Consider the following 24,092-nt stretch of genomic DNA (forward strand, 5'->3'; position numbering starts at 1 on the left):
TGGGTGATCAACGAAATCACTCGAAATACGATCACTCGAATACGAAGGAGAGGCGGCATGGGCCGTATCGCAGCACTTACCAGAAACCCGGCGATGATCGCCCTGATCGCGATGCTCGCCATCACCGGTTGCGCCTCGAAGAAAACCCCGAACAACGCTGCCGATCTCGGTCTCAATGGCGCGGGCGCCGCAACGCCGGGCTCGGCGCAGGACTTCACCGTCAACATTGGCGACCGCATCTTCTTCGACACGGACTCGACCGCGATCCGCGCAGATGCGCAGACGACGCTGTCGCGCCAGGCACAGTGGCTCAACCAGTACAAGCAGTACGCCATCGTCGTCGAAGGCCATGCCGACGAACGCGGCACGCGTGAATACAATCTGGCTCTCGGCGCCCGCCGCGCCGCCGCCACTCGCGACTTCCTGGTCGCCAGGGGCGTCTCGGCGAGCCGATTGAAGACGATTTCCTACGGCAAGGAACGTCCGGTCGCGGTCTGCGACGACATCTCCTGCTGGTCGCAGAATCGCCGCGCGGTCACCACGCTCTCCGGCGCCGGCTCCTGATAGGCAAGACGGCGGCGCCTTAGTCGCATAATTGCAACACCTCCATGCGAAAGGCGGCCTTGTGGCCGCCTTTTTCACTTTCGGTCCCGGAAACAAACCCGGAAACAAAATTTGGCCGAAGTCTCGCCTCCTGCTAAGAGCCGAGGGCGTCGTGCCGGTCCCACTTTGATCGGAAGGCGCGAACAGGCTCACGATTTTCACGGCGAGAGGCACATGCATTTCAGATCGGTCTTGAGCGGCACGCTCGCGCTGCTGCTCGTATCAGGCTTCGCGGCTTCTGCGAGCGGCACCGGACAACCCGCGGATAGCGGCTTTTCCTTCCATCTGCCGACGCTCGGCATTTTCGGCAAGAAGGAGAAGCCGGAGCAGCAACAGATCGCGCAGCAGCAGGACGGCACCGCCGCCGCGGGGCTGGAAGATCAGCTCCGGCAGATGAACGGCAAGCTCGAGGAACTCAACTTCCAGATCCTGCAGATGCAGGAGCAGATGCGCAAGCAGCAGGAAGACAACGAGTTCCGCTTCCAGCAGTTGGAAGGCGGCTCCAGCGGGCAGCCGCCGGCCCAGAAGAAATCGGAGGCCGCGCCGCAGGACGGTGGCGCGGGCACCGGCGTCGCCGAGGCCCCGGCAGACCAGGCGCCGGCCGATGCCGGCGCGCAGCCGGATGGCGGCCAGAGCGTCGGCGAGGTCATCGTCGAATCGCAGACCGGCGATCCCGGCAAGGTGATCAACGGCACGCCGCCCAAGACCTTCGGCACCATTACCGTCGACAAGAACGGCAATGTAATCGACGCCGGCGGTAACACGCAGGCAGCGGCGCCGGCGGAAGGTGCGGCTCCCGCCGCCGAGGCGCCGGCTACCGGGGCTAAGACCGGCAAGTCCGACGGCACGGTGGTGGCGGCGCTGCCTGCCACCAACAACCCGGAAGAGATCTACCGCAACTCCTACCAGTTCATCCTGTCGGGCGACTACAGCACCGCCGAGCAGGGTTTTCGCGACCACATCGCCCGGTTCCCGAAGGACGCCAAGGCGGCGGACGCGCATTACTGGCTTGGCGAATCGCTGCTTGGCCAGCAGAAGTATCATGACGCTGCCGAGGTTTTCCTCTCCGCCAGCAAGGACTATCCGAAGGCCAAGAAGGCGCCTGACATGCTCCTGAAGCTTGGCGTGTCGCTGGTCGGCCTCAAGCAGAAGGATGTCGCCTGCGCCACCTTCGGCGAGATCGGCAAGCGCTATCCCGATATTTCGGCCGCGCTCAAGGAACGCGTCAAGCAGGAGAGGGCGCTGGCGGCGTGCTAGTCTTTGCCGTGTTGTCCCAGAACCGGGACCACTTTTGCGCGACATGCATTGATGCTCGATACCGAGCCTGACCTTTCGAATTTTTCGCAGATCGACTTTACCAACGGCGCGCTTGCGGCCGTGTCCGGCGGCAGCAACTCGACCGCCCTCCTTCTTCTCCTCAAGGCTCACCTCGGCCGCAGCGCCCCGACAGCCCGGCTGCTGGCGGTGACGATCGACCACGGCCTGCGTCCGGAAGCAGCAGCCGAAGCGCGCAGCGTGGCAAAGCTTTGTGCCGAGCGCGGCATCGCGCACCGGACGCTCAACTGGTCCGGCACCAAGCCGTCGGCCGGCCTGCCCGCGGCGGCGCGCGAGGCGCGCTACCGGTTCCTGGCCGAGGCAGCGCAGGCGCAAGGCATTGGTGTGATCGTGACCGGCCACACCGCCGACGACCAGGCCGAGACCGTCCTGATGCGAGCCGCGCGGAATGATGGGCGAGAGCTTGCAGGCCGAGGTCTGGCCGGCATGGCGCCTGCCACTCTCTATGACTGGCGGACCTGGATCGCGCGGCCGCTGCTCGGCGCTCGGCGCGCGGCGTTGCGCGCCTTCCTGCAGCGCGAACATGTCGGCTGGGTCGAGGATCCGACCAACATCGACACGAATTTCGAACGCGCGCGCATCCGCGCCGTGCTCGGCGAAGACCGGAGCGGGCAGCGTTTTGCCGAAGCGATCGGCCTGGCCAGGCGGGCCGCCGGCGAGCGCGAACAACTCGGTCGCCGCGCCGCCGCCCTGATCGGTGAATTTGCCAGCCGGCCGGCGAGGGGTCTCATCCGTCTCGATCCCGGTCTTGCCGAAGCTGACGACACGCGAGCCGCGGTCTATGCGCTGCGTGTCCTGCTGGCGGCGACGGGCGGCACCGCCTTGTTGCCGGACCAGGCGCGCGGCGAAGCGCTGTTCGAGCAAATGCGGGCCGGACCGCTTTGCGCCACATTGTCGCGGACGGTGGTCGATATCAGGCGAAACGGCATCTTCCTGCGCCGTGAATCGCGCGACCTGCCGCGTTCCGCGCCGGCAGCTGGCACTCTGCTCTGGGACGGTCGCCGGCGGATCACGCCAGACATCGAAGCCGGGGCGATCACATTGGGCGACAGTCCGGGTGCATGGTTGATCGCGCCGCTTGGCGCCGCTGCCGCCGCCAAAACGCCGATTGCCGGGGATGGCGCGCCGCCAAGCCTTGTGCGCGCCGCCCTGGCTGCGGAACCGGCGCTGTGGCGCGGCGGCGAATGCCGTGGTTTTGCAGAGGATGTAGCGTGGGCGCCGGCAGCCGCCGTCAGCCCCGCCGTTGCCCCCTTTGCCCGTTTCCTGCCGTGCTTCGATCTGGTGTTGGCGCAGGCCGTCGCCGAGTTGATCGGCGCACCGCCTGTCCCGGCTTGCCCTTTGGCCGCCACAGTGCCGGTTGATCATGGCGCGAAAGCTTAACCCAGACGTGTTGTTATGCTTGGCAAGGGGGGGCGCTCTCCCTATGTTAGGCGCAAGTTTCCTCTCATGACGCGTGTCCCAGCGGGCACCAACGGGACAATTGATGAATCCGAATTATCGCAATCTCGCGCTCTGGGCGATCATAGCGGTCCTGCTCATTGCTCTCTTCAATCTGTTCCAGACGCCGCAGACGCGTGGGGCCTCCACCGACGTTCCCTACTCGCAGTTCCTGCAGGAGGTCGCGGCGGGCCGGGTCAAGACGGTGGTCATCACTGGACCCCGCATCACGGGCACCTATAGCGACAACGCCAACGGCTTCCAGACGTATTCGCCTGGCGATCCGCAGCTGGTCTCGCGGCTGCAGGACAAGAACGTCACCATCAATGCGCGCGCTGAGAACGACGGCTCGGGCGGGTTGATCAGCATGCTCCTCTCGTGGCTGCCGATGATCCTGATCCTTGGCGTGTGGATATTCTTCATGCGCCAGATGCAGTCCGGCTCTGGCCGCGCCATGGGTTTCGGCAAGTCGAAGGCCAAGCTTCTCACTGAGGCGCATGGCCGCGTCACCTTCCAGGATGTCGCCGGCGTCGACGAGGCCAAGGAAGATCTGGAGGAGATCGTCGAGTTCCTGCGCGATCCGCAGAAGTTCCAGCGCCTCGGCGGCAAGATCCCGCGCGGCGTGCTTCTGGTCGGACCTCCCGGCACCGGCAAGACGCTGCTCGCCCGCTCCGTCGCCGGCGAAGCGAATGTGCCGTTCTTTACCATTTCGGGTTCCGACTTCGTCGAGATGTTCGTCGGCGTCGGCGCAAGCCGTGTCCGCGACATGTTCGACCAGGCCAAGAAGAATGCTCCCTGCATCATCTTCATCGACGAAATCGACGCTGTCGGCCGCCATCGCGGCGCCGGCCTCGGCGGTGGCAATGATGAGCGCGAACAGACGCTGAACCAGCTGCTGGTCGAGATGGACGGATTCGAGTCCAACGAGAGCATCATCCTGATCGCCGCCACCAACCGGCCCGACGTGCTCGACCCGGCGCTGCTGCGTCCGGGCCGTTTCGACCGCCAGGTGGTGGTGCCGAACCCCGACATCGTCGGCCGCGAGAAGATCCTCAAGGTGCATGTGCGCAACGTGCCGCTGGCGCCGAATGTCGACCTCAAGGTGATCGCACGCGGCACGCCGGGCTTCTCGGGCGCCGACCTGATGAACCTGGTCAATGAATCCGCTCTGATGGCGGCGCGCCGCAACAAGCGCCTTGTCACCATGGCGGAGTTCGAGGACGCCAAGGACAAGATCATGATGGGCGCCGAGCGCCGCTCGTCGGCCATGACCCAGGCCGAAAAGGAACTCACGGCCTATCACGAGGCCGGCCACGCCATCCTGGCGCTCAACGTGCCGTCGGCCGATCCGCTGCACAAGGCGACCATCATCCCGCGCGGTCGCGCGCTCGGCATGGTCATGCAACTGCCGGAAGGCGACCGCTATTCGATGAGCTACAAATACATGATCTCGCGGCTTGCCATCATGATGGGCGGCCGCGTCGCAGAGGAGTTCAAGTTCGGCAAGGAGAACATCACCTCCGGCGCGTCCTCGGACATCGAGCAGGCGACAAAGCTGGCGCGCGCCATGGTCACGCGCTGGGGCTTCTCCGACAAGCTCGGCCATGTCGCCTATGGCGACAACCAGGAAGAGGTTTTCCTCGGCCATTCGGTGGCGCGCACGCAGAACGTCTCGGAAGAGACCGCGCAGATCATCGACGCCGAAGTGCGCCGGCTGATCGACGAGGCCTATGTCACGGCCAAGTCCATTCTGACCAAGAAGAAGAAGGAATGGATCGCTCTGGCGCAGGGCCTGCTCGAATACGAGACGCTTTCGGGCGAAGAGATCAAGCAGCTGATCGCCGGGCAGAAGCCCGCGCGAGATTTGGGGGATGACACCCCCACAAGCCGCGGCTCGGCTGTGCCGAAGTCCGGCCGCCGCAAGAAGGGTCCCGAGCCCGAAGGCGGCATGGAGCCTCAGCCGTCGAGCTGAGCTGACATCACTTGATGCAAGAAAACGCCGCGGCTCAATCCGCGGCGTTTTGCTGTTCAGGGTCTCTCAAACAGCGGGCGATGCGGATGCATTTACTTTGCCGGGGCGCACACCGTCAGTCCGGCCAGCATGTTGCTTGCCCCATCTGGCCAGCGGGATCAGGGCATTGTCCAGCTCGATCCCGAATTCGGTAATCGAGTATTCGACCCTCGGCGGCACCTCGGGAAAGATTTCGCGATGGACGATGCCGTCGGCCTCCATTTCGCGCAGCTGTTGGATCAGCATCTTTTCGCTGATGTCAGGCACCAGCCGCTTCAGCTCACCGAATCGTGCCGGCGCCTTGTGAATCTGCCAGAGCAGTAGCGCCTTCCATTTGCCGCTGATGACCTCCAGCGCCGGCCCCAATCCGCAACTATCTGGCTGTTTCTTTCCCATGTTTCATCCAATTCTGAGCAATCGGTGGGTAGCTTACATTTTTGTCGGTACTTGAGAAAAACCAAGCCGGTCCATAGCTTCAAACCAGCTCGCCGGCATCGGCGAACACCACAACGTCATATCGGTACCTCGCTTCGACCTGCAAAGGCGTCGGCGGCCGGATTTTGTCAAAAACGGATGGATCATGACAGGATACGCAAACAAGAAGGCCGTTGTCATCGGCGGGACGCACGGCATGGGGCTCGCCGTTGCCGAAGCCCTGATCGAAAGCGGCGCCGAGGTCCTGGTCACCGGCCGCGACCAGCGCAACATCGAGGCCGCGCGAGCCAAGCTGCTTTCGCGAGCTCATGTCGTGCGGTCCGATATCTCAGACATGGCCGATATCGTCACGCTCGGTGCCGAAGTGGGGCAGAAGCTTGGCCAGATCGACTTCCTTCACGTCAATGCCGGGGTGGCCAATCTCGAACCTGTGGAGCGGGTCACCGAGGACAGTTACGATCGCACCTTCGACATCAACACCAAAGGCGCATTCTTCACCGCGCAGCGCCTGCTGCCCCTCATCAGGGATGGTGGCGCCATAGTCTTCACCTCGTCGATCGCCGACGAATCCGGCACCGGCGGCATGAGCGTCTATTCCGGATCGAAGGCGGCACTGCGCGCCTTCGCCAAGGTCCTGGCCGCCGAGCTTCTGCCGCGCCGCATCCGCGTGAATGTGGTCAGCCCTGGTTTCATCGATACGCCGACGATGGGTGTGGCGGACGCCTCGGCCGAGGAGCGGGCCGCCTTCATGGCGATCGGCGACGCGGTCACGCCGATGAAGCGCCACGGCACGATGGAGGAGGTGGCGCGCGCAGTGCTGTTCCTGGCGTTCGACGCGACCTTCACCACGGGCGCGCGGCTGACCGTGGACGGTGGCCTTGGCCAGGACCTGAGCCCGACACCGGCGTAACCGCGCAACGAAACCAAGGAGAAGCAGAATGAGCGACATAACAGTAATCGGTCTCGGCGCCATGGGCACGGCGCTTGCGGAAGCCTTTCTAAACCAGGGACATGCGGTGACGGTGTGGAACCGTTCTCCGGCAAAGGCTGAGGCTTTGGCAGCCAAGGGCGCCACTGTGGCCAAGAGTGTCGAGGAAGCCGTCAGATCGAGTCCACTGATCGTGGCGTGCCTGCTTGTCTATGACACCGTTGGTGAGGTGCTCGGCCCAAGCCGAGACGCGCTGTCGGGCCGCACATTGGTCAATCTCACCAACGGCACGCCCGAGCAGGCGCGGGCGATGTCGGGTTGGGCGGTGAGCCAGGGCGCCAGCTATATCGACGGCGGCATCATGGCGGTGCCGCCGATGGTGGGCGGGCCGCACGCCTTGATTCTCTACAGCGGTTCGCGCCAGGCGTTCGATGCCTGTTCGGGGCAGCTCGGAGCGCTCGGCACCAGCAAATATCTCGGTGAGGATCCAGGCCTCGCGCCGCTCTATGATATTTCGCTTCTGACCGGCATGTACGGCATGTTCGCGGGCGTTCTGCAAGCGTTGGCATTGACGGGCGCAGCAGGAATCCCTGCCGGCGAGTTCATGCCGCTGCTGGCCTCCTGGCTTCAGTCGATGCAAGGCCTACTGCCGAAGTGGGCGGAACAGATCGACAGTGGCGATCACACCAGCAATGTCGTTTCCAACCTGGGCATGCAGGCTGATGCCTACGTCAATCTCATCGATGCCAGCAGGTCGGCTGATGTCAGCACCGAACTCGTCTTGCCGATGCAAAGCCTGATGAAGCGCGGGGTGGCTGCCGGCCAGGCCAATGCCGATCTTACAAGACTGGTCGCACTGCTCCAGCTCTCGAAACAAGGCGCTTGACGGGGCAAGACCCAAGAGAAGGCCCGCCAACCTTGCGGTTGGGGGCCTTCGATCTTCAAACGCTGCTGGTCGATCAGCTCTTCAGCTTGGCGTTGCAGAGGCTGTAATAGCCGCCGCCCTTCTGGATCCAGCGAAGGCCGTTCAACGTACCCGCGTCCTTGTTGCCGTGGTAGCCCTGCAGGCAGGTCTTCATCCGCGCCTTCGAGGGCTTCTCGGTCTTGAATTCGGCGGCGAGGGTGGTCGGGAATGTCACGCCCGTCGGCGCTACAGCGGGGGCGACCGCCGCGCTGGTTTCCTTCTGCGACTGCGGCTCGGTTTTGACCGCATCCGCATTGGCACTCTCCGCAGCTGACGTCGCGCATTTCTCGGTGCGGAAAGCGGTCCAATCCATGCCGTTCAGAGTGCCGCCTTCCTTGGCTGTGCGATAGGCCTCGCCGCATTCCTTCATCGTCAGTGCGCTTGCAGGGGCGACGCTCCACGCAATCCATGCCGTCACAGCCAATGCCGCCAATTTCAATCTGGACATAAGACCCTCCTGGTTGACAAAAGTTCGATGTCCTTTTGTATACCATTTGTTCTGCATATGTTCAATTGGAATCTTTGCGCCAACCATAAGTCTGCGGTGGGCAGTGTGGGCGAATAGATGATGCCGACAGCTTCCGCGATATGTAAACGCGAGCAACGCCAGGTGTCTTCGAGCGCAACAAAAAGGCCCGCGCATGCTGCGATGCGCGGGCCTCTGTCTGGAGAATATGGCTACGCGATCAGCTCTTCAGCTTGGCATTGCAGAGACTGTAGAAGCCGCCGCCCTTCTGGATCCAGCGCAGGCCATTCAGCGTGTTGGCGTCCTTGTTGGCATAATACACCTCGAGGCAGGTATGCATGCGGCCCTTGGCCGGGGTCTCGCCGGCATATTTCTTCGAGATCGCGGCCGGGAACTTCACGCCCTTGGGAGCGCTGACCGAGGGCTTCTCGGGCTCGCTGGTATAGGTCGCCTCGCTCGGAGCCGGCACGGTGTCGTCGTCATCTGCGCCTGCGCCGCATTCGGCCTTGCGGAAGTCGTTCCACTTCTTGCCGCCCAGCGTATTGGCAGACTTGGCAGCCTGGTACTTGGCGCTGCAATCGGCCATGCTCAGGCCCTTGCCGCTGCTGTCGGCAGCTGCCTTGGTGGTTGCCTTGGCGGGTGCTGCCGCGGCCGAGGCCCCGGCGGCGCATTCGGTCTTGCGGAAGTCGTTCCACTTCACGCCGTTCAGCGTGCCGGCGGCCTTTGCCGCCTGGTATTTGGTGCTGCATTCCTTGGCCGTCAGGCCCTTGGCGCCATCGTCGGTTGTGGCTGCGGCCTTGGTCGTGGCCTTGGCCGGTTCTGCCGCGGCGGATGCGCCGGCGGCGCATTCGGTCTTGCGGAAGTCGTTCCACTTTGCGCCATTGAGCGTACCGGCGGCCTTGGCAGCCTGGTACTTAGCGCTGCATTCCTTGGCCGTCAGACTCTTGGCGCCATCATCAGCAGCGGCGGCCTTGGTCGTGTCCGTCTTGGCCGCAGCGGCCTTCTTGGCCGCCGGCTTTGCGGTCTCGGTGGTGGCCGCCGCGTCGGTGCCGCACTCGGCCTTCCGATACTGATTCCAGGTCTGCCCGTTCAGCGTGCCGGCGTCCTTGGCGGCATTATACTTGGTACTACACTGGGCCATGGTCAGCGCGCTGGCGGGCGCCGCCATGAACAAGGTTGCGACGGCAAGACCCGTCAAAGTTGCAAGTCGGTGGATGAGCATGCGTTTCTCCCGTTGCTGCGCCCATAGGTTGTACCTGTGTCAATCAATAGCTCTCAACGCTAGGCTGCGCCAGATGCTAAACGGCGTTCTCCCGATAAGGTGATGGATCCATTGCGATCTGCCCACTCCAACAGTCCGGCTTACCGGCCCAATCTGCGCGGTGTCGCCCAGTGTGAATGCTATATTGCGGCAACACCGTGTCATGGTACGTTGCCCAACGCTCAGAACAGCCTGCTACAATGATTTTCTAAGAATTGGTAATATACAATCACACAATGTGATAGTCGGGCTCGGACCAATTGTGGCATTACGAGCCGGCTGAAAAACCGACGGGGATTCTGGCAAGCATGGCAGGACGTTATTTTGGCACCGACGGCATTCGCGGGCGCGCCAACAAGTTTCCGATGACGGCTGAGATCGCGATGCGGGTCGGCATGGCCGCCGGCCTCTCGTTCCAGCGCGGCAGCCATCGCCACCGCGTCGTGCTCGGCAAGGATACCAGGCTGTCCGGCTACATGATCGAAAACGCCATGGTGTCCGGCCTGTGCGCGGCCGGCATGGATGTGTTCCTGCTCGGCCCGATCCCGACACCGGCGGTCGCCATGCTGGTACGCTCGCTGCGTGCCGATATCGGCGTCATGATCTCGGCCTCGCACAATCCCTATTACGACAACGGCATCAAGCTGTTCGGTCCCGATGGCTACAAGCTCTCCGACGAGATCGAGGAGCGCATCGAGAGCATGCTCGACAAGGATATCGAACTGGCGCTCGCCGATTCCGACGGACTTGGCCGCGCCAAGCGCGTCGACGGCGTGCATGACCGCTACATCGAATTCGCCAAGCGCACGCTGCCGCGCTCAATGTCGCTGTCGGGTCTCAGGATCGTCGTCGATTGCGCCAACGGCGCGGCCTACAAGGTGGCGCCAGCAGCACTTTGGGAACTGGGCGCCGAGGTCATTGCCATCAATGTCGATCCGAACGGTTTTAACATCAACAAGGAATGCGGCTCGACCCATCCGGCCGGCCTGCAGAAGAAGGTGCATGAAGTGCGCGCCGATATCGGCATCGCACTCGACGGCGATGCCGACCGTGTCGTCATCGTCGACGAGAACGGCACCATCGTCGACGGTGACCAGATCATGGCGCTGATCGCCGAGTCCTGGCACCAGAGCGGGCGACTGGCCGGCGGCGGCGTCGTCTCGACGGTGATGTCCAATCTCGGCCTCGAACGCTTCCTTGGCGACATGAAGCTGCAACTGCATCGCACCAAGGTCGGCGACCGCTATGTCGTGGAACATATGCGCGCGCACGGGTTGAATGTCGGCGGCGAGCAGTCGGGCCACATTGTGCTGTCCGATTTCTCGACCACTGGCGACGGGCTGGTCTCGGCTCTGCAGGTGCTGGCCTGCATCAAGCGGCAGAACCGGCCGGTCAGCGAATTGTCGAAGAAATTCGAGCCGGTGCCGCAGCTGTTGAAGAATGTCCGCATCGCCGGCGGCAAGCCGCTTGAGGAAGCCACGGTCAAGGCGGTGATCGAAGACGCGCGCAACCGTCTCGGCAAGGCCGGCCGCCTGGTCATACGGCCCTCCGGCACCGAGCCGCTGATCCGCGTCATGGCCGAGGGCGACGACCCACAGCTGGTCGAGGCCGTGGTCAACGACATCGTCGACATTATTTCGGAAACGCGCAGCGCCGCCTGATTGCGCTGCGTCCAACGGCAGGGGCGAACTGCCGGCTCAAGACTTCAAGCCCGCCTGCAGGCGGGCTTTTTGTTTCGGCCAGGGTTGGTCCCAGCGTTATGCCGGCGGAGACTGTTTGCTAAAATGTCGAGAATTCGTGGTTAATCGACAGGGTTAAACGCCTTTTAACTTTTCCAATTCATTATCCACAACTGAGGTCAATCACATTCGGGCAAGTTGGACTTTCCCGACGGTTCTCAGGGGTGACAAACATGTTCAATACAGCAAAAAAGGCCCTCCTTGCCGCGCTGTTCGCAGGTGTGGCCGGGCCAGTATTCGCCGCCGATCTGGCGGAGCCGCCGGTGGTCGAAGAGGCGCCGGCGCCGATCGCCTACGAGCAGCCGGCCGATTTCGGCGGCTGGTACATCCGCGGCGACATCGACTATCATAAATCGGATTTGCGCGGCATCGACTATATCACCTACGGGCCGCCTCCCGGCAGCAATGTTTTCGATTCCGGCGAGCTTAAGGGCGGCTTCTCACTCGGCGCCGGCATTGGCTACAAGATCAACGATCATTTCCGTACCGACCTGACAGCCGACTATTGGTTCGCTTCGGACTTCAACGGATCAACCAACGATGGCGTTACGACCTCGGTCGAAGTGTCGAAAATGAGCGCATTGCTGCTCTTGGCCAACGCCTATTACGATATCGGCACCTGGCACGGCATCACGCCTTATGTTGGCGCTGGCATCGGCGGCGCGCACGTCAAATGGGATACCGTCCACGACCCGAACACAACCGAGACCAACCCCGGGTCGAAGAATTGGCGCTTTGCCTACGCGCTCATGGCCGGCGCGTCCTATTGCCTTACCGACAGGGTGATCCTGGATGCCGGCTATCGCTACTCTCACATTGAGGGGGGCCGCATGTTCGACTTCGACGTGAGCAGTTCCGGGCCCGGCTTCGACCATGGCATCAACACACATGAGGTACGAGGCGGTCTGCGCTATCAGTTCGGCGGCAATAATGGTTGCACATCGCCGGAGCCCTACGTTCCAGAGCCGGAGCCGATCTACACCAAGTAGTCGCTTCGAAATCCAGGAATTCGCGAACCGCCCGGTCTTGCCGGGCGGTTTTCGTTTGCCGATGCTTGCGCGTTTTCAACCGGCCGCGTGTGCCGAAGAAACCCAATTGAAATCAATTCGGTACGGCGCGTTATCCTTAACCCTGACTTAACCACTATGGTTAACAATGCTTGGTGAAACGGCGCTTGCGATCAAAATGACGGGCGCCAATTTCAGGAGCCGGGGACCCATGAATTTCAAATCGCTGACAGCGCCGGCGCTCGCCGCACTCGTCCTTGTGCCGCTGACGCCGGCGCAGGCCGCGGACTACGATCCGCCGATCTATGTCGATCAGGCGCCGGACTATCAACCGGTCGAGGTCGGCTCGGGCTGGTATCTGCGCGGCGACGTCTCTTATCTGGCGCAGAAGAGCTACGAGGATCAGGATTTCACCTTCGCCCCCGCGAGCTTCAGCGAGAAGCAGGATCCGGCCTTTGCCAGCATCGGCTTCGGCTACCACTTCAACGACTATCTGCGCGGCGACGTCAATCTTGGCTATCTGCCCGGCAACAAGATCGGCGTCGGCTTTGACGATTCGGCGACGCCGCCGCCGGGTGGTGCGACCATCGCGTCGGCATCGCTGCAAAATTATTCCCTGTCGGGCATGGTCAATGGCTATGTCGATCTCGGCACTTATGTCGGGATCACGCCCTACCTCGGCGCCGGCATTGGGCTGGTCCGGAGCAAATACAAGCTGTCGGCGAGTTACTTCACCGACAATGTCGACCCTACGGATGATTTCGTCCGGAACGACAACAAGACCCAGTATTCCCTCGCCTACACGCTGGATGCGGGCCTGGCCTATCAGGTGACCAAGAATGTTTCTGTAGATCTCGGCTACCAGTACTTCTCCACGCCGGATGCCGAATATGTCACGGCCGAGAGCCTGACCTCCTATCCGATCCGCAAGGGCATCAGCAATCATCAGGTCAAGCTCGGCCTGCGCTACGACCTCTGGTAGGAAGCTTGCTGTTCGGAAGCCCAACGGCGGATCCCTTCGATCCGCTGTTTGCGTTTTAGCCCACGACATGCTGATCCCGTATCGCCGGTATCCCGCCAGCGACAAAAACTTTCCTCTTGACGCCTGAGGGCTGAACGCATATCGCCGTCCGTGGGCCACCCCTCCCCAACGAGGGGCCACTATCTGGAAGGATAGACCACGATGACGACGCATACGAAGCCCGGACTCCGTCCGGCAAATCCCAATTTCTCCTCAGGTCCCTGCGCAAAACGCCCCGGCTGGTCGGTCGAGGCACTGAAGAATGCTGCGCTCGGCCGTTCCCACCGCGCCAAGATCGGCAAGACCAAGCTCGAACAGGCGATCGAGCTGACGCGCGAGATTCTCCAGGTTCCGGCCGATTACCGCATCGGCATCGTGCCGGCGTCGGACACGGGTGCTGTCGAGATGGCGCTGTGGTCGCTGCTCGGTGAACGCGGTGTCGACATGGTGGCATGGGAAAGCTTTGGCTCGGGCTGGGTGACCGATGTCGTCAAGCAGCTGAAGCTCGCCGATATCAGAAAGGTCGAGGCAGGCTATGGCGAACTGCCGGATCTCACCAAGATCGATTTCGACCGCGATGTGGTCTTCACCTGGAACGGCACGACCTCAGGCGTGCGCGTGCCGAATGGCGATTTCATACCGGCGGATCGCAAGGGCCTGACCATCTGCGATGCCACCTCAGCGGCATTCGCGCAAAAGCTCGATTTCCAGAAGCTCGACGTCGTCACCTTCTCCTGGCAGAAAGTGCTGGGCGGCGAGGGCGCACACGGCATGCTGATCCTGTCGCCTCGCGCCGTCGAGCGACTGGAAACCTACAAGCCGGCGTGGCCGCTGCCGAAAATCTTCCGCCTGACCTCGGGCGGCAAGCTGATCGAAGGCATCTTCAACGGCGAGACCATCAACACGCCGTCGATGCTGTGCGTCGAGGACTATCTCGATGCGCTTCATTGGGCGAAGTCGATCGGCGGTCTCGATGCGTTGATTGCCAGAGCCGATGCCAATGCCGCCGTGCTCGATGGCTTTGTCGACAAGTCGTCCTGGCTCGGCCATCTCGCGGTCGATGCGGCGACACGGTCCAACACGTCCGTATGTCTGTCCTTCACCGACGCCGATGTCGCGGCGCTCGACGCCAACGGGCAGGCGGCTTTCGCCAAGGCGATCGTCTCTGTGCTCGACAAGGAAGGCGTCGCGTACGACATCGGCTCCTATCGTGACGCACCTCCCGGTCTGCGCATCTGGTGCGGCGCCACCGTCGAGACCTCCGATCTCGAAGCGCTGCTGCCTTGGCTCGACTGGGCCTTCGCCACGCAGAAGGCTTCGCTGAAGGCCGCAGCCTGAGATTTCGTGGTGGCCTGCGGGCCGCCCTTTCCCGACAATCCAGTTCAAGGAGGCCGCCATGGCGCCCCGCGTTCTCGTCTCTGACAAACTCTCCACCACCGCCGTCCAGATATTCAAGGACCGCGGTATCGAGGTCGACTATTTGCCCGATCTCGGCAAGGACAAGGAAAAGCTGCTCGAAGTCATCGGCCAGTATGATGGCCTTGCCATCCGCTCGGCGACCAAGGTCACGGAAAAACTGATCAACGCAGCGACAAGACTCAAGGTCGTCGGCCGCGCCGGCATCGGTGTCGACAATGTCGACATCCCCGCGGCGAGCCGCAAGGGCATCATCGTGATGAACACGCCCTTCGGCAATTCGATCACCACGGCCGAACATGCGGTGGCGATGATCTTTGCACTCGCCCGGCAGATCCCGGAGGCCAATGCCTCGACCCATGCCGGCAAATGGGAAAAGAACCGCTTCATGGGCGTCGAGATCACCGGCAAGACGCTGGGCGTCATCGGCTGCGGCAATATCGGCTCGATCGTTGCCACGCGCGGCGTCGGCCTGAAGATGCATGTCGTCGCCTTCGATCCGTTCCTGTCGGACAAGCGCGCCGAGGAACTCGGCGTCGACAAGGTCGAGCTGGACGAGCTTTTCGCCCGCGCCGATTTCATCACGCTGCACACGCCGCTGACCGACAAGACGCGCAACATCATCGACGCGGCGGCGATCGCCAAAATGAAGAACGGCGTGCGCATCATCAATTGCGCGCGTGGCGGGCTCATCGTCGAAGCCGACCTGGTCGCGGCGCTGAAGAGCGGCAAGGTGGCGGGCGCCGGCGTCGATGTGTTCGAGGTCGAACCGGCGGAGAACAACGCGCTGTTCGGCATGGAGAATGTGGTGGCAACGCCGCATCTGGGCGCCTCGACAGCGGAAGCGCAGGAAAATGTCGCGCTCCAGGTGGCCGAGCAGATGGCCGACTATCTGATCAAGGGCGCGGTTTCGAATGCCATCAACATGCCCTCGATCACGGCCGAGGAAGCACCGCGGCTAAAGCCGTTCGTCAAGCTCGCCGAAGTGCTCGGCGCCTTTGTCGGCCAAGTCACCGAGGACCCGATCAACGAGGTCGAGATCCTGTTCGACGGCTCGACCGCGACGATGAACACGCGTGCCCTGATCAGTGCCGCGCTTGCCGGACTGATCCGGCCGCAGGTCGCCGACGTCAATATGGTGTCGGCGCCGATCATGGTGAAGGAGCGCGGCATCATCGTCGCCGAGGTCAAGCGCGACAAGTCGGGCGTGTTCGACGGCTACATCAAGCTGACGGTGAAGACCGAGCACATGACGCGCTCGATCGCCGGCACCTGCTTCTCCGACGGTAAGCCGCGCTTCATCCAGATCAAGGGCATCAATCTCGACGCCGAGGTCGGCCAGCACATGCTCTACACAACCAATGCCGATGCGCCCGGCATTATCGGCCTGCTCGGCACGGTGTGCGGCGAGAACGGCGTCAACATCGCCAACTTCCAGCTCGGCCGCAACCGGCCGGGCGGCGACGCGATCGCGCTGCTCTATCTCGACGCGCCGTTCCCGGAGAAAGTGCTGGAACAGGTCAAGGCGCACAAGTCCATCGACTCAGCCAAGCGGCTGCAGTTCGACGTCAACGCAATGTAGTTGACGGCTTGGCGGATGCGGCGGTCCTCCCCCCATCATTGGGGCGGCCGTCGCAGAGGCCGGTTCAGGTCAATTCGTCTGAGCCGTCGGAGACGCCCACGCGATGCCGATAGACCAGTTCCCAGCCCTTCCACCCTGTAAACAGCAGGATCAGAACCACGATCAGCGATAAGATAAAGCCGATCGGGATCACAGCCGCCGCTCCAGCGACATAACGCGAGTACCAGTTATAAAGCTCGATCAGCACGACGAGAACGTTGCCGCCGGCATGGAGCCATGCCGTCGTGAGATTGCGGATCCGAACATCGCCGAGAACATCCGTCAGGCCGGTAAGAGCGGCCAAGGCGCCCATGATCAGGCCGGCGCCGAGAAGCCAAAGCGATCCGGTGACCCACCCTGGATCGGCTGTTTGCCAGAAAATCAGATCGCAAACGAAGGTGCCGACAAAGAAGGCGATCGGAAACGGAATCAGCATTGGATGAATGGGGTGACCGGCAATGCTTGCCGTGCTGCGAGGGTTGTGGCTCATCTTGTTGCCTCCCTCCCCAGCAAACTCCGCCAGAGGTAAAATGTTCCAGGTCGGCGCGCGGCAGCAGTTATCGCGACGGCGGCGCAGCGCGGCAGCGGCCAAATGTTATCCGCGGCGGTTCGGTGCCGCCATCTTGCGCCCGCTGTATTCGGCGAGCGAAATGCCGCCCAGCACCAGGACGAGCGCCAGCGCCTGGTAGAGCTGGAATGTCTCGCCGACGATCAGCACTGACAGCAACGTGCCGAAGATCGGCACCAGATTGATGAACAGCCCGGCACGGTTGGCGCCGATCAGTTCGTTGCCCCGGATGTAAGTGATCTGCGAAATGACCGAAGCGCCGATCGCGGTATAGACGATGACCACCCAGCCGCTGATATCGGGGACGATAACCTTGCCGGCGGCGACCTCCCACAGGAAGAACGGCAGCGAGGTGATGAGGGCAGCGATCGCCAGGGACAACATCAGGCTCTGCCAGCGCATGACCGGCTTCAGCCGCAGCCCGACCGAATAACCGCTGTAGAGGACGACCGCGACCAGCATGATGGCGTCGCCGAAATTGAGTTCCAATGTGAGCAGCCGGCGCGGATCGCCGTGGCAGGCAGTCAAGATGACACCGAAGATGGTCAGCACCACGCCCGCAATCTGAGCCCAGCTCACGCGCAGGCGGAAGAAGAAGAAATTGGCAATGATGATCAAGACCGGCATCGCCGCCTGTTCGATCGAGACATTGATCGCGGTCGTGTAGTTGAGCGCGGTGTAGAAAATGGTGTTGAACAGAGTGAAGCCGCTGGCGCCAAGTGCAGCCAGCACGAACCAGTGTTTGCGCACCACCGGCCAGTCCTCCCTGATCGTGCGCCAGCCGATCGGCAGCAGGATCGCAACGGCCAGCACCCAGCGCAGGAAGACCAGCGTCATCGGCGAGACGTGATCGACCGCCAGCTTGCCGGCGACGGAATTGCCGCCCCACAACAAGGTAGTCAGCAGCAGGAACAGGTAGGCGCGTCGATGCATTGCGGGATTCCGGCCGCTTGGGGAGTTGTGTTTGCCGGCCTATTGCCCCCGCCGACGCAAGTAAATGATGTCAAAGCCGAAAATTGTTGTGCCTCAGGGCATTTTCGGCGGCAAAGAAAGGTCGCGCTTGCGAGGTCTTGACGCTATAGAGGCCTGTCGTTTCGAACCATATCCAGGCCGCCAGGGCGGCATCTCAAGGGAAAAGAAACATGGCCAATGTGGTGGTCGTCGGCTCGCAATGGGGCGACGAAGGCAAGGGCAAGATCGTCGACTGGTTGTCGGAGCGCGCCGACGTCGTCGTGCGCTTCCAGGGCGGCCACAATGCCGGCCATACGCTGGTCGTCGACGGCAAGGTCTACAAACTGTCGCTGCTGCCGTCGGGCGTGGTGCGGCAAGGCAAGCTGTCGATCATCGGCAATGGCGTCGTCTTCGACCCGCACGCCTTTGTCGCGGAAGTGGCAAAACTCAAGGCGCAAGGCGTCGAGGTCACGCCGGACCGCCTGAAAATAGCCGAAAACACCGCGCTTATCCTGTCGCTGCACCGGGAGCTGGACGGATTCCGCGAGGACGCCGCCTCCAATTCCGGGACGAAAATTGGCACGACGCGTCGTGGCATCGGCCCAGCCTATGAGGACAAGGTGGGCCGGCGCGCGGTTCGGGTGATGGATCTGGCGGATTTGGAAACGCTGCCCCTCAAGGTCGACAGGCTGCTGACGCATCACAATGCGCTGCGTCGCGGGCTTGGCCATGGCGAAGTCACGCATGACGCGATCATGTCCGAGCTGACCTCGGTCGCCGATGAGATCCTGCCCTATATGGACCGCGTCTGGAAAATCCTCGACGACAAGCGCCGCGCCGGCGAACGCATCCTGTTCGAGGGCGCGCAAGGCACGCTGCTCGACATCGACCACGGCACCTATCCGTTCGTCACCTCGTCCAACACCGTTGCCGGCCAGGCAGCCGCCGGCTCGGGGGTGGGCCCCGGCGCCATCGGCTATGTCCTGGGCATCACCAAGGCCTATACGACGCGTGTCGGCGAAGGCCCGTTCCCGACCGAGCAGAAGAACGAGATTGGCGAATTTCTCGGTACGCGTGGCCACGAATTCGGCGTCGTCACCGGGCGCAAACGCCGTTGCGGCTGGTTCGACGCCGTGCTGGTGCGCCAGGCCGTCGCCGTCAACGGTATCAAGGGCATCGCCCTGACCAAACTCGACGTGCTCGACGGGCTGGATGAGATCAAGGTCTGCACCGGCTACCGTCTCGACGGCGAAACGATCGACTATCTGCCGGCCAGCCAGGGCGCGCAGGCGCGTGTCGAGCCGGTCTACGAGACGCTCGAAGGCTGGAAAGGCACCACAGCCGGCGCGCGCAGTTGGAACGACCTTCCGGCGCAGGCCGTCAAATATGTCCGTTACATCGAGGAGCTGATCGGGGCACCCGTCGCGCTCCTTTCCACCAGCCCGGAACGGGACGACACGATACTTGTGACCGATCCGTTTCAAGACTAGTTTTCTGAAGCCTTTCCGGGCATCGCGGCCGATTTGCGGGGGCCGGCGCGGAAACACAATACAGGTCGACTGAAGCATGGCAGATTTCGTTGCTATTCTGAAAAAGGCGCTCGACAAGCACGGCGACGAAACGCCCGAAAAGCGTACGCGGATCTATGAAAGCGTTCGTACCATGCTGGCGAAGAAGCTTGCGGAGTATTCGCCGCCGCTCGCCGCCGAAGCCATAAGCACGCAGAAGCGATCCCTGGAAGATGCCATCTCGAGCGTCGAGCGCGACTATGCCAGGGCACTGCCGGCATCCGACCCACTGGCGGAGCTGGAGCACATCTTCTCCTCCATCGACCGCAACAAGAACCAGTCCAGTCATGTAAAGCCTTCCGCCACGCCTGCGCCGGCCTGGCAGCCGGCGAAACCCGTGCAGCCGGCGCCGACCACCAGGACAGAGCCGAGCTGGCAGAGGCCCGCTCCGACACCGCCTCCGCCTGTGGCGCGTGCAGAAACCATCGACAAGCAAGCCGCGGAGCTGGACGCCGACGACGATAGCGCCGATGTCTTTGCCAATGACGAGCAGCCGGCGGCGGACACGTTCCAACGCCTGCGCCCCGCCGAGCGCAGGCGCAGCTATGGCGGGTTGATCGCGGCTGTCGTCGCGCTTCTGGTGGTCGCCGGCGGCGGCTATGGCATCTGGCTGAACAAGGATGCCTTTGGCTCGATGCTGGGCCTCGGCGGCGACACCAAGACGGTCTCGACCGAACCGCTGGTAAAGCCGGCGCCGGCCAAGCCCGCGGCCGATGCACCGGCACCGGCCGCTGCCGGCGAGGGAACGAAGTTCACCCAGCGCCTGTCGCCCGAAGGCGGTGAAACCGACCCCGGTCCCGCGGCCGGTCAAAGCGGCATCGGCGAGGGCGAGTCCGTCGCCGCGCTGACCACACCGCCACCACCGGCTCCAGCGCCACCTGCGGCTCCAGCGCCTGCGACCCCGCCGGCCGGCGACGCCGCAGCCACGGGCGCGCCCGCCACGCCGGCGCCCGACGCTTCCGCCACGCCACCGGCAACGCCGCCCGCCGATGGCGTCGCTCCGCCGGCCAACGGGGCAGCACCGGCCGCCGCCACGCCGCCCGCGGCCGGCACGCCGCCCGCTGCGCCGGCGGCCGCCGCTCCCGCGCCGACCGTTGCGGTCGGCCAGAAGGCGATCTTCTACGAGGAACGCACCTCGACCGCGCAAGGTTCGGCCGAACCCGGCAGCATCGTCTGGTCGCTGGTGCAGGAATCGCCCGGCGGCGACCTGCCGCCCGAGCCGGCGATCCGCGCCGAGGCGACCATTCCCGGCAAGGACATCCAACTGCGCATGACCATCCGCCGCAATACCGACCAGACGCTGCCGGCCAGCCACATCATCGAGATGATCTTCCTGACGCCCGAGGGCTTTGACGGCGGTGGCGTCGACAACATCCTGCGCGTCGCCATGAAGAGTTCGGAACAGGATGCCGGCAGCCCGCTGATCGGCATTCCGGCCAAGATCGCCGACGGCTTCTTCCTGGTGGCGCTCAACGACACCAAGGCCGACGAGGACGCCAACATGACCTTGCTTCGAGGCCAGGACTGGATCGACGTGCCGGTGGTCTACAAGACCGGACGCCGGGCGCTGCTGACCATGGAAAAGGGCATTCCGGGCGAGAAGGTGTTCGACGAGGCGCTGAAGGCCTGGCAGGCCAAGACGGCAGGTTGACGGGCGGCAGTAGCGGCTGCCTTCGCTCAGAAGCCCTGGAACAGCATGTCGAGGGCGGCGACGATGTCGTCGTGTTGTCTAGAAAGGTTTCCCTCTGGCATCCGCAATTCGGACGCGCTGAAGGCCGACACAAACTGTGTGACCATCACAAGATCTTTGCCGTTTATAGCGAAGGTCGGGTTCAGGCGGCGGCCAGGAAGCGGGGCAATCTCGGGCGGCATCAAAGGAACGACCACCGTCGTGCTCAGCCCTTCAAGCATATCTGACTGCACGTCGAGAAGATAACCGTCGCTCTCGGTACTCCGATAGAAATCGTAACGCGCCATCAGAACGGCCGGTGTTTAGCCAATGGCAGTCCGTTCTTTCGGACATATTCGTTGGAGCTTTCGATGGCTTCCCTGTTTTCTTCTTGCCATCGACGCGTTTTCTCCGCCGCAATCGCTTTCGCGATCCCTGCTTCGGCAGCGCGGGAGATGTTGATGCCCAACGCTTTGGCGTCCTTGATCAACTGAGAGTCAATGGACGTGTTGACAGAGGCCCGCTGAGTCGATTGAAGCACGGAGATGCCTCCTTTCATGCGCACAATATACGCGCATAAAAACCGCAGGCAATGCTACCCCTCCATCTCCTCACGCAGCATTTCCAGCTCCAGCCACTCTTCCTCGAGTGCGGCCAGCGTGGCGCGTTCCTTGTCGAGGGCGGCGATGGTCTTTTGGAACGAGGCCGGGTCGCGCTCGTAATAGGCGGGATCGGCAATGTTGTTTTCCAACCGCGAGATCGAGGCCATTATCGCCTCGATCTTCTTGGGCAAGGATTCCAGAGCGAATTTCTGCTTGAACGACAGTTTCTTAGACGGCCCTTTTGGCGCTGCCGGCTCGCTCTTGCCCGGCGCCGGCGCATCGCTGGCTTCGGCCTTGGCGCGCGCCTTGCGGTCGTCGAGCCGGGTGCCGCCGCGCTGCGCCAGCATGTCGGAATAGCCACCGGCATATTCGATCCAGCGGCCGCCTCCGTCCGGGGCGATGATGCTGGTGACGGTGCGGTCGAGGAAGTCGCGGTCGTGGCTGACCAGGATGACCGTGCCGGCAAAGCCGGCGACAAGTTCCTGCAACAGTTCCAGCGTCTCCATGTCGAGATCGTTGGTCGGCTCGTCGAGCACCAGAAGGTTGGCCGGCCGCGCCAGAACACGCGCCAGGAGCAGCCGCGCCCGTTCGCCGCCGGACAGCTCGCGCACCGGGGTGCGCGCCTGTTCCGGCTTGAACAGGAAATCCTTCATGTAGGACACGACATGGCGCTGCTCGCCATTGACGACGAGGTTTTCGCCGCGCCCGTCCGTGAGATACTGCGCCAGGGTCTCGGCCGGATCGACCGCCTCGCGCTTCTGGTCGAGCGTGGCGATTTCCAGATTGGTGCCGAGCCGCACCGAGCCGGCATCGGGCTTCATCTCGCCGGTGAGCATCTTCAACAGCGTCGTCTTGCCGGCGCCGTTCGGCCCGACAAGGCCGACGCGATCGCCGCGCTGGATGCGGGTCGAGAAGCCCTTGACCACGGTCAGGTCGCCAAAACTCTTCTCGATGTTCTTGGCCTCGATCACCAGCTTGCCGGATTCGGCGGCGTCGCTGGCCACCATGGTCGCCGAGCCCTCGGCGCCGCGATGGCCGCGAAAACGCTGGCGCATGGTCTGCAGTTCGCCCAGGCGGCGCATGTTGCGTTTGCGGCGAGCCGTCACGCCATAGCGCAGCCAATGCTCCTCGCGCACGATCTGGCGGCCGAGCTTGTGCTGTTCGCGCTCTTCCTCTTCCAGCACAAGGTCGCGCCATTCCTCGAAATGGCCAAAGCCCTTGTCGAGGCGGCGGGTCTGGCCACGGTCGAGCCAGACAGTGGCGCGCGAGACGCGTTCGAGGAAGCGACGGTCGTGCGAGATGACGATCAGCGCCGAAGACGTCCGGACAAGCTCTTCTTCCAGCCATTCGATGACCGACAAATCGAGATGGTTCGTCGGCTCATCAAGCAGCAGAATATCGGGTTCGGGCGCCATGACGCGGGCAAGTGCTGCGCGGCGCGCCTCGCCGCCGGAGAGATCGTTGGGGTTCTCCGTGCCGGCGAGGCCGAGATGCTCCATCAGATATGTGGCGCGGTAGGGATCGTCGGCAGGCCCAAGCCCGGCCTCGACATAGGCGCGCACATTGGCAAAGCCGTCCATGTCGGGCATTTGCGGGAGATAGCGCACCGTTGCCGAAGGCTGGCGGAAGACCTCGCCGTCTTGCGGCTCGATCAGACCAGCAGCAATCTTCAGGAGCGTCGACTTGCCGGAGCCGTTGCGGCCGACGAGCGCGATCTTGTCACCGGCGGACGCCGTCAGTTCGGCGCCATCGAGCAGCGGCGTGCCGCCAAAGGTCAGTCTTATGCCGTCGAGGTTGAGAAGGGGCGGGGCCATGTCAGCTTTCAGGCAAGGGGTAGGGGTGGGCGAGCAGCAGCGCGCGGCCATGGCCGAGCGCGATTTCGAGGCCGCCCCCGGTCGTGTTGGACTTGACCTCGTTCGAGATGGTCAGCGACGAGCCGAACACGACCTCGACATGGTCGAGCGGCCACTTCGCGCCGGACACGGTGAGGCCCGAAAGATCGGAAAAGCCGAGCACCGAAAACAGCGTTCCGTCGGCATAGTCGAAGCCGGCCTTGCCAGGCAGCAGAGGGGCGCCTTCCTGCGCTCCGCTGGTCAACAGCAATTTTGTGCCGGCCTCGGCCAGCCGCAGGCTGAGCGCCAGATGGAGGAAGGCGTGGTCGGCGCGCTTGCCGCCGAAAGCGCCGGCCAGCACCAGGCTGGTGGCGCCGCGTTCCAATGCCGCCGCGATCGCCAGTTCGCCATCGGTCTTGTCCTTTTCGGGAGGAAACACCTCCCGCGGCACGGCGGCGAGATCGGCAGGCAGGTCCGCCGGCACGGAATCGAAATCGCCGACCCACAGCTCCGGCATCACGCCGAGCAGGCGGGCATGATCGATGCCGGCGTCGGCGGCGATGACGCGCGTGCCCGCGACCTGGCGGTCGAGCCGCGGCGTGCGGACGAGATCGCCGCCAAGCAGGATGGTGAATGTGCTCATATCCGCTGGCCCTTA

At 63.4% G+C, this 24,092-nt stretch carries 22 protein-coding genes; 13 read left to right on the forward strand and 9 right to left on the reverse strand.

Annotation, left to right across the window (positions count from 1 at the left end; translation table 11 throughout):
- Positions 1 to 57 precede the first annotated feature (57 nt).
- The 4 genes from pal to ftsH all read left to right on the forward strand — a co-directional run bounded on the left by pal (position 58) and on the right by ftsH (position 5,347).
- Positions 58 to 564, forward strand: coding sequence for a peptidoglycan-associated lipoprotein Pal (gene pal, locus ACYG9Y_RS27595; protein WP_023684182.1), 507 nt, complete (start codon positions 58 to 60; stop codon positions 562 to 564).
- 213 nt (positions 565 to 777) lie between these two features.
- Complete coding sequence (ybgF, locus tag ACYG9Y_RS27600; RefSeq protein ID WP_023737859.1) at positions 778 to 1,860, forward strand: tol-pal system protein YbgF; 1,083 nt, start codon at positions 778 to 780, stop codon at positions 1,858 to 1,860.
- Between the two features lie 51 nt (positions 1,861 to 1,911).
- Positions 1,912 to 3,318, forward strand: coding sequence for a tRNA lysidine(34) synthetase TilS (tilS, locus tag ACYG9Y_RS27605; protein ID WP_460223144.1), 1,407 nt, complete (start codon positions 1,912 to 1,914; stop codon positions 3,316 to 3,318).
- 103 nt (positions 3,319 to 3,421) lie between these two features.
- Positions 3,422 to 5,347, forward strand: a complete 1,926-nt coding sequence (gene ftsH, locus ACYG9Y_RS27610; protein ID WP_023684183.1) for an ATP-dependent zinc metalloprotease FtsH — start codon at positions 3,422 to 3,424, stop codon at positions 5,345 to 5,347.
- A 66-nt stretch (positions 5,348 to 5,413) separates the two neighbouring features.
- Here ftsH and ACYG9Y_RS27615 read toward each other — a convergent pair whose 3' ends face one another.
- Positions 5,414 to 5,782, reverse strand: a complete 369-nt coding sequence (locus ACYG9Y_RS27615; RefSeq protein WP_023688965.1) for a winged helix-turn-helix transcriptional regulator — start codon at positions 5,780 to 5,782, stop codon at positions 5,414 to 5,416.
- Positions 5,783 to 5,966: 184 nt separating this feature from the next.
- Here ACYG9Y_RS27615 and ACYG9Y_RS27620 point away from each other — a divergent pair, with 184 nt between their 5' ends.
- Both ACYG9Y_RS27620 and ACYG9Y_RS27625 read left to right on the forward strand, forming a co-directional pair.
- The gene (locus ACYG9Y_RS27620; RefSeq protein ID WP_023737857.1) at positions 5,967 to 6,731 is read left to right on the forward strand and encodes an SDR family oxidoreductase; all 765 of its coding nucleotides are present in this window, start codon (positions 5,967 to 5,969) and stop codon (positions 6,729 to 6,731) included.
- A gap of 28 nt (positions 6,732 to 6,759) precedes the next feature.
- The gene (locus tag ACYG9Y_RS27625; protein WP_023737856.1) at positions 6,760 to 7,635 is read left to right on the forward strand and encodes an NAD(P)-dependent oxidoreductase; all 876 of its coding nucleotides are present in this window, start codon (positions 6,760 to 6,762) and stop codon (positions 7,633 to 7,635) included.
- 73 nt (positions 7,636 to 7,708) lie between these two features.
- Here the strand turns inward: ACYG9Y_RS27625 and ACYG9Y_RS27630 are convergent, their stop codons facing one another.
- Both ACYG9Y_RS27630 and ACYG9Y_RS27635 read right to left on the reverse strand, forming a co-directional pair.
- Positions 7,709 to 8,161 (reverse strand): hypothetical protein, encoded by a 453-nt coding sequence (locus ACYG9Y_RS27630; protein ID WP_023688968.1) that lies wholly within the window; start codon positions 8,159 to 8,161, stop codon positions 7,709 to 7,711.
- A 238-nt stretch (positions 8,162 to 8,399) separates the two neighbouring features.
- Positions 8,400 to 9,401, reverse strand: coding sequence for a hypothetical protein (locus ACYG9Y_RS27635; RefSeq protein WP_023737855.1), 1,002 nt, complete (start codon positions 9,399 to 9,401; stop codon positions 8,400 to 8,402).
- A gap of 347 nt (positions 9,402 to 9,748) precedes the next feature.
- Here ACYG9Y_RS27635 and glmM point away from each other — a divergent pair, with 347 nt between their 5' ends.
- The 5 genes from glmM (at position 9,749) to serA (ending at position 16,205) form a co-directional block, all read left to right on the forward strand.
- Positions 9,749 to 11,101 carry a phosphoglucosamine mutase gene (gene glmM, locus ACYG9Y_RS27640; RefSeq protein WP_023673591.1) on the forward strand — a complete coding sequence of 451 codons (1,353 nt, stop codon included), beginning with the start codon at positions 9,749 to 9,751 and terminating at the stop codon, positions 11,099 to 11,101.
- A 251-nt stretch (positions 11,102 to 11,352) separates the two neighbouring features.
- Positions 11,353 to 12,168, forward strand: coding sequence for an outer membrane protein (locus ACYG9Y_RS27645; protein WP_023684191.1), 816 nt, complete (start codon positions 11,353 to 11,355; stop codon positions 12,166 to 12,168).
- Positions 12,169 to 12,397: 229 nt separating this feature from the next.
- Positions 12,398 to 13,168, forward strand: coding sequence for an outer membrane protein (locus ACYG9Y_RS27650; protein ID WP_023737854.1), 771 nt, complete (start codon positions 12,398 to 12,400; stop codon positions 13,166 to 13,168).
- Between the two features lie 201 nt (positions 13,169 to 13,369).
- Entirely contained in the window at positions 13,370 to 14,545 is a 1,176-nt protein-coding gene (locus tag ACYG9Y_RS27655; protein WP_023737853.1) for a phosphoserine transaminase, read from the forward strand.
- A gap of 58 nt (positions 14,546 to 14,603) precedes the next feature.
- On the forward strand, positions 14,604 to 16,205 hold the full coding sequence (gene serA, locus ACYG9Y_RS27660; protein ID WP_023699182.1) for a phosphoglycerate dehydrogenase: 1,602 nt from the start codon (positions 14,604 to 14,606) through the stop codon (positions 16,203 to 16,205).
- Positions 16,206 to 16,269: 64 nt separating this feature from the next.
- Here serA and ACYG9Y_RS27665 read toward each other — a convergent pair whose 3' ends face one another.
- The gene (locus ACYG9Y_RS27665; RefSeq protein ID WP_023737852.1) at positions 16,270 to 16,734 is read right to left on the reverse strand and encodes a DUF2231 domain-containing protein; all 465 of its coding nucleotides are present in this window, start codon (positions 16,732 to 16,734) and stop codon (positions 16,270 to 16,272) included.
- Positions 16,735 to 16,839: 105 nt separating this feature from the next.
- Positions 16,840 to 17,745 carry a DMT family transporter gene (locus tag ACYG9Y_RS27670; protein ID WP_023737851.1) on the reverse strand — a complete coding sequence of 302 codons (906 nt, stop codon included), beginning with the start codon at positions 17,743 to 17,745 and terminating at the stop codon, positions 16,840 to 16,842.
- A 209-nt stretch (positions 17,746 to 17,954) separates the two neighbouring features.
- Between ACYG9Y_RS27670 and ACYG9Y_RS27675 the strand changes: the two genes are divergently transcribed.
- Together ACYG9Y_RS27675 and ACYG9Y_RS27680 are read left to right on the forward strand one after the other, a co-directional pair.
- Positions 17,955 to 19,253 (forward strand): adenylosuccinate synthase, encoded by a 1,299-nt coding sequence (locus ACYG9Y_RS27675; RefSeq protein WP_023737850.1) that lies wholly within the window; start codon positions 17,955 to 17,957, stop codon positions 19,251 to 19,253.
- Between the two features lie 76 nt (positions 19,254 to 19,329).
- Positions 19,330 to 20,982, forward strand: a complete 1,653-nt coding sequence (locus tag ACYG9Y_RS27680) for a hypothetical protein (protein ID WP_352608889.1) — start codon at positions 19,330 to 19,332, stop codon at positions 20,980 to 20,982.
- Between the two features lie 26 nt (positions 20,983 to 21,008).
- On the opposite strand, the gene ACYG9Y_RS27685 is transcribed toward ACYG9Y_RS27680, so the two are convergent.
- From ACYG9Y_RS27685 to ACYG9Y_RS27700, 4 genes are all read right to left on the reverse strand, one after another.
- Complete coding sequence (locus ACYG9Y_RS27685) at positions 21,009 to 21,308, reverse strand: CcdB family protein (RefSeq protein ID WP_023737342.1); 300 nt, start codon at positions 21,306 to 21,308, stop codon at positions 21,009 to 21,011.
- The gene (locus tag ACYG9Y_RS27690) at positions 21,308 to 21,490 is read right to left on the reverse strand and encodes a type II toxin-antitoxin system CcdA family antitoxin (protein WP_023707246.1); all 183 of its coding nucleotides are present in this window, start codon (positions 21,488 to 21,490) and stop codon (positions 21,308 to 21,310) included. Before ACYG9Y_RS27690 ends, ACYG9Y_RS27685 begins: the two co-directional genes overlap by 1 nt.
- A 105-nt stretch (positions 21,491 to 21,595) precedes the next feature.
- Positions 21,596 to 23,416 (reverse strand): ABC-F family ATP-binding cassette domain-containing protein, encoded by a 1,821-nt coding sequence (locus ACYG9Y_RS27695; RefSeq protein ID WP_023737344.1) that lies wholly within the window; start codon positions 23,414 to 23,416, stop codon positions 21,596 to 21,598.
- A 1-nt stretch (position 23,417) separates the two neighbouring features.
- Positions 23,418 to 24,077 (reverse strand): thiamine diphosphokinase, encoded by a 660-nt coding sequence (locus tag ACYG9Y_RS27700; RefSeq protein WP_023690494.1) that lies wholly within the window; start codon positions 24,075 to 24,077, stop codon positions 23,418 to 23,420.
- Positions 24,078 to 24,092: the final 15 nt, after the last annotated feature.

Source organism: Mesorhizobium sp. W050, from assembly GCF_054719535.1.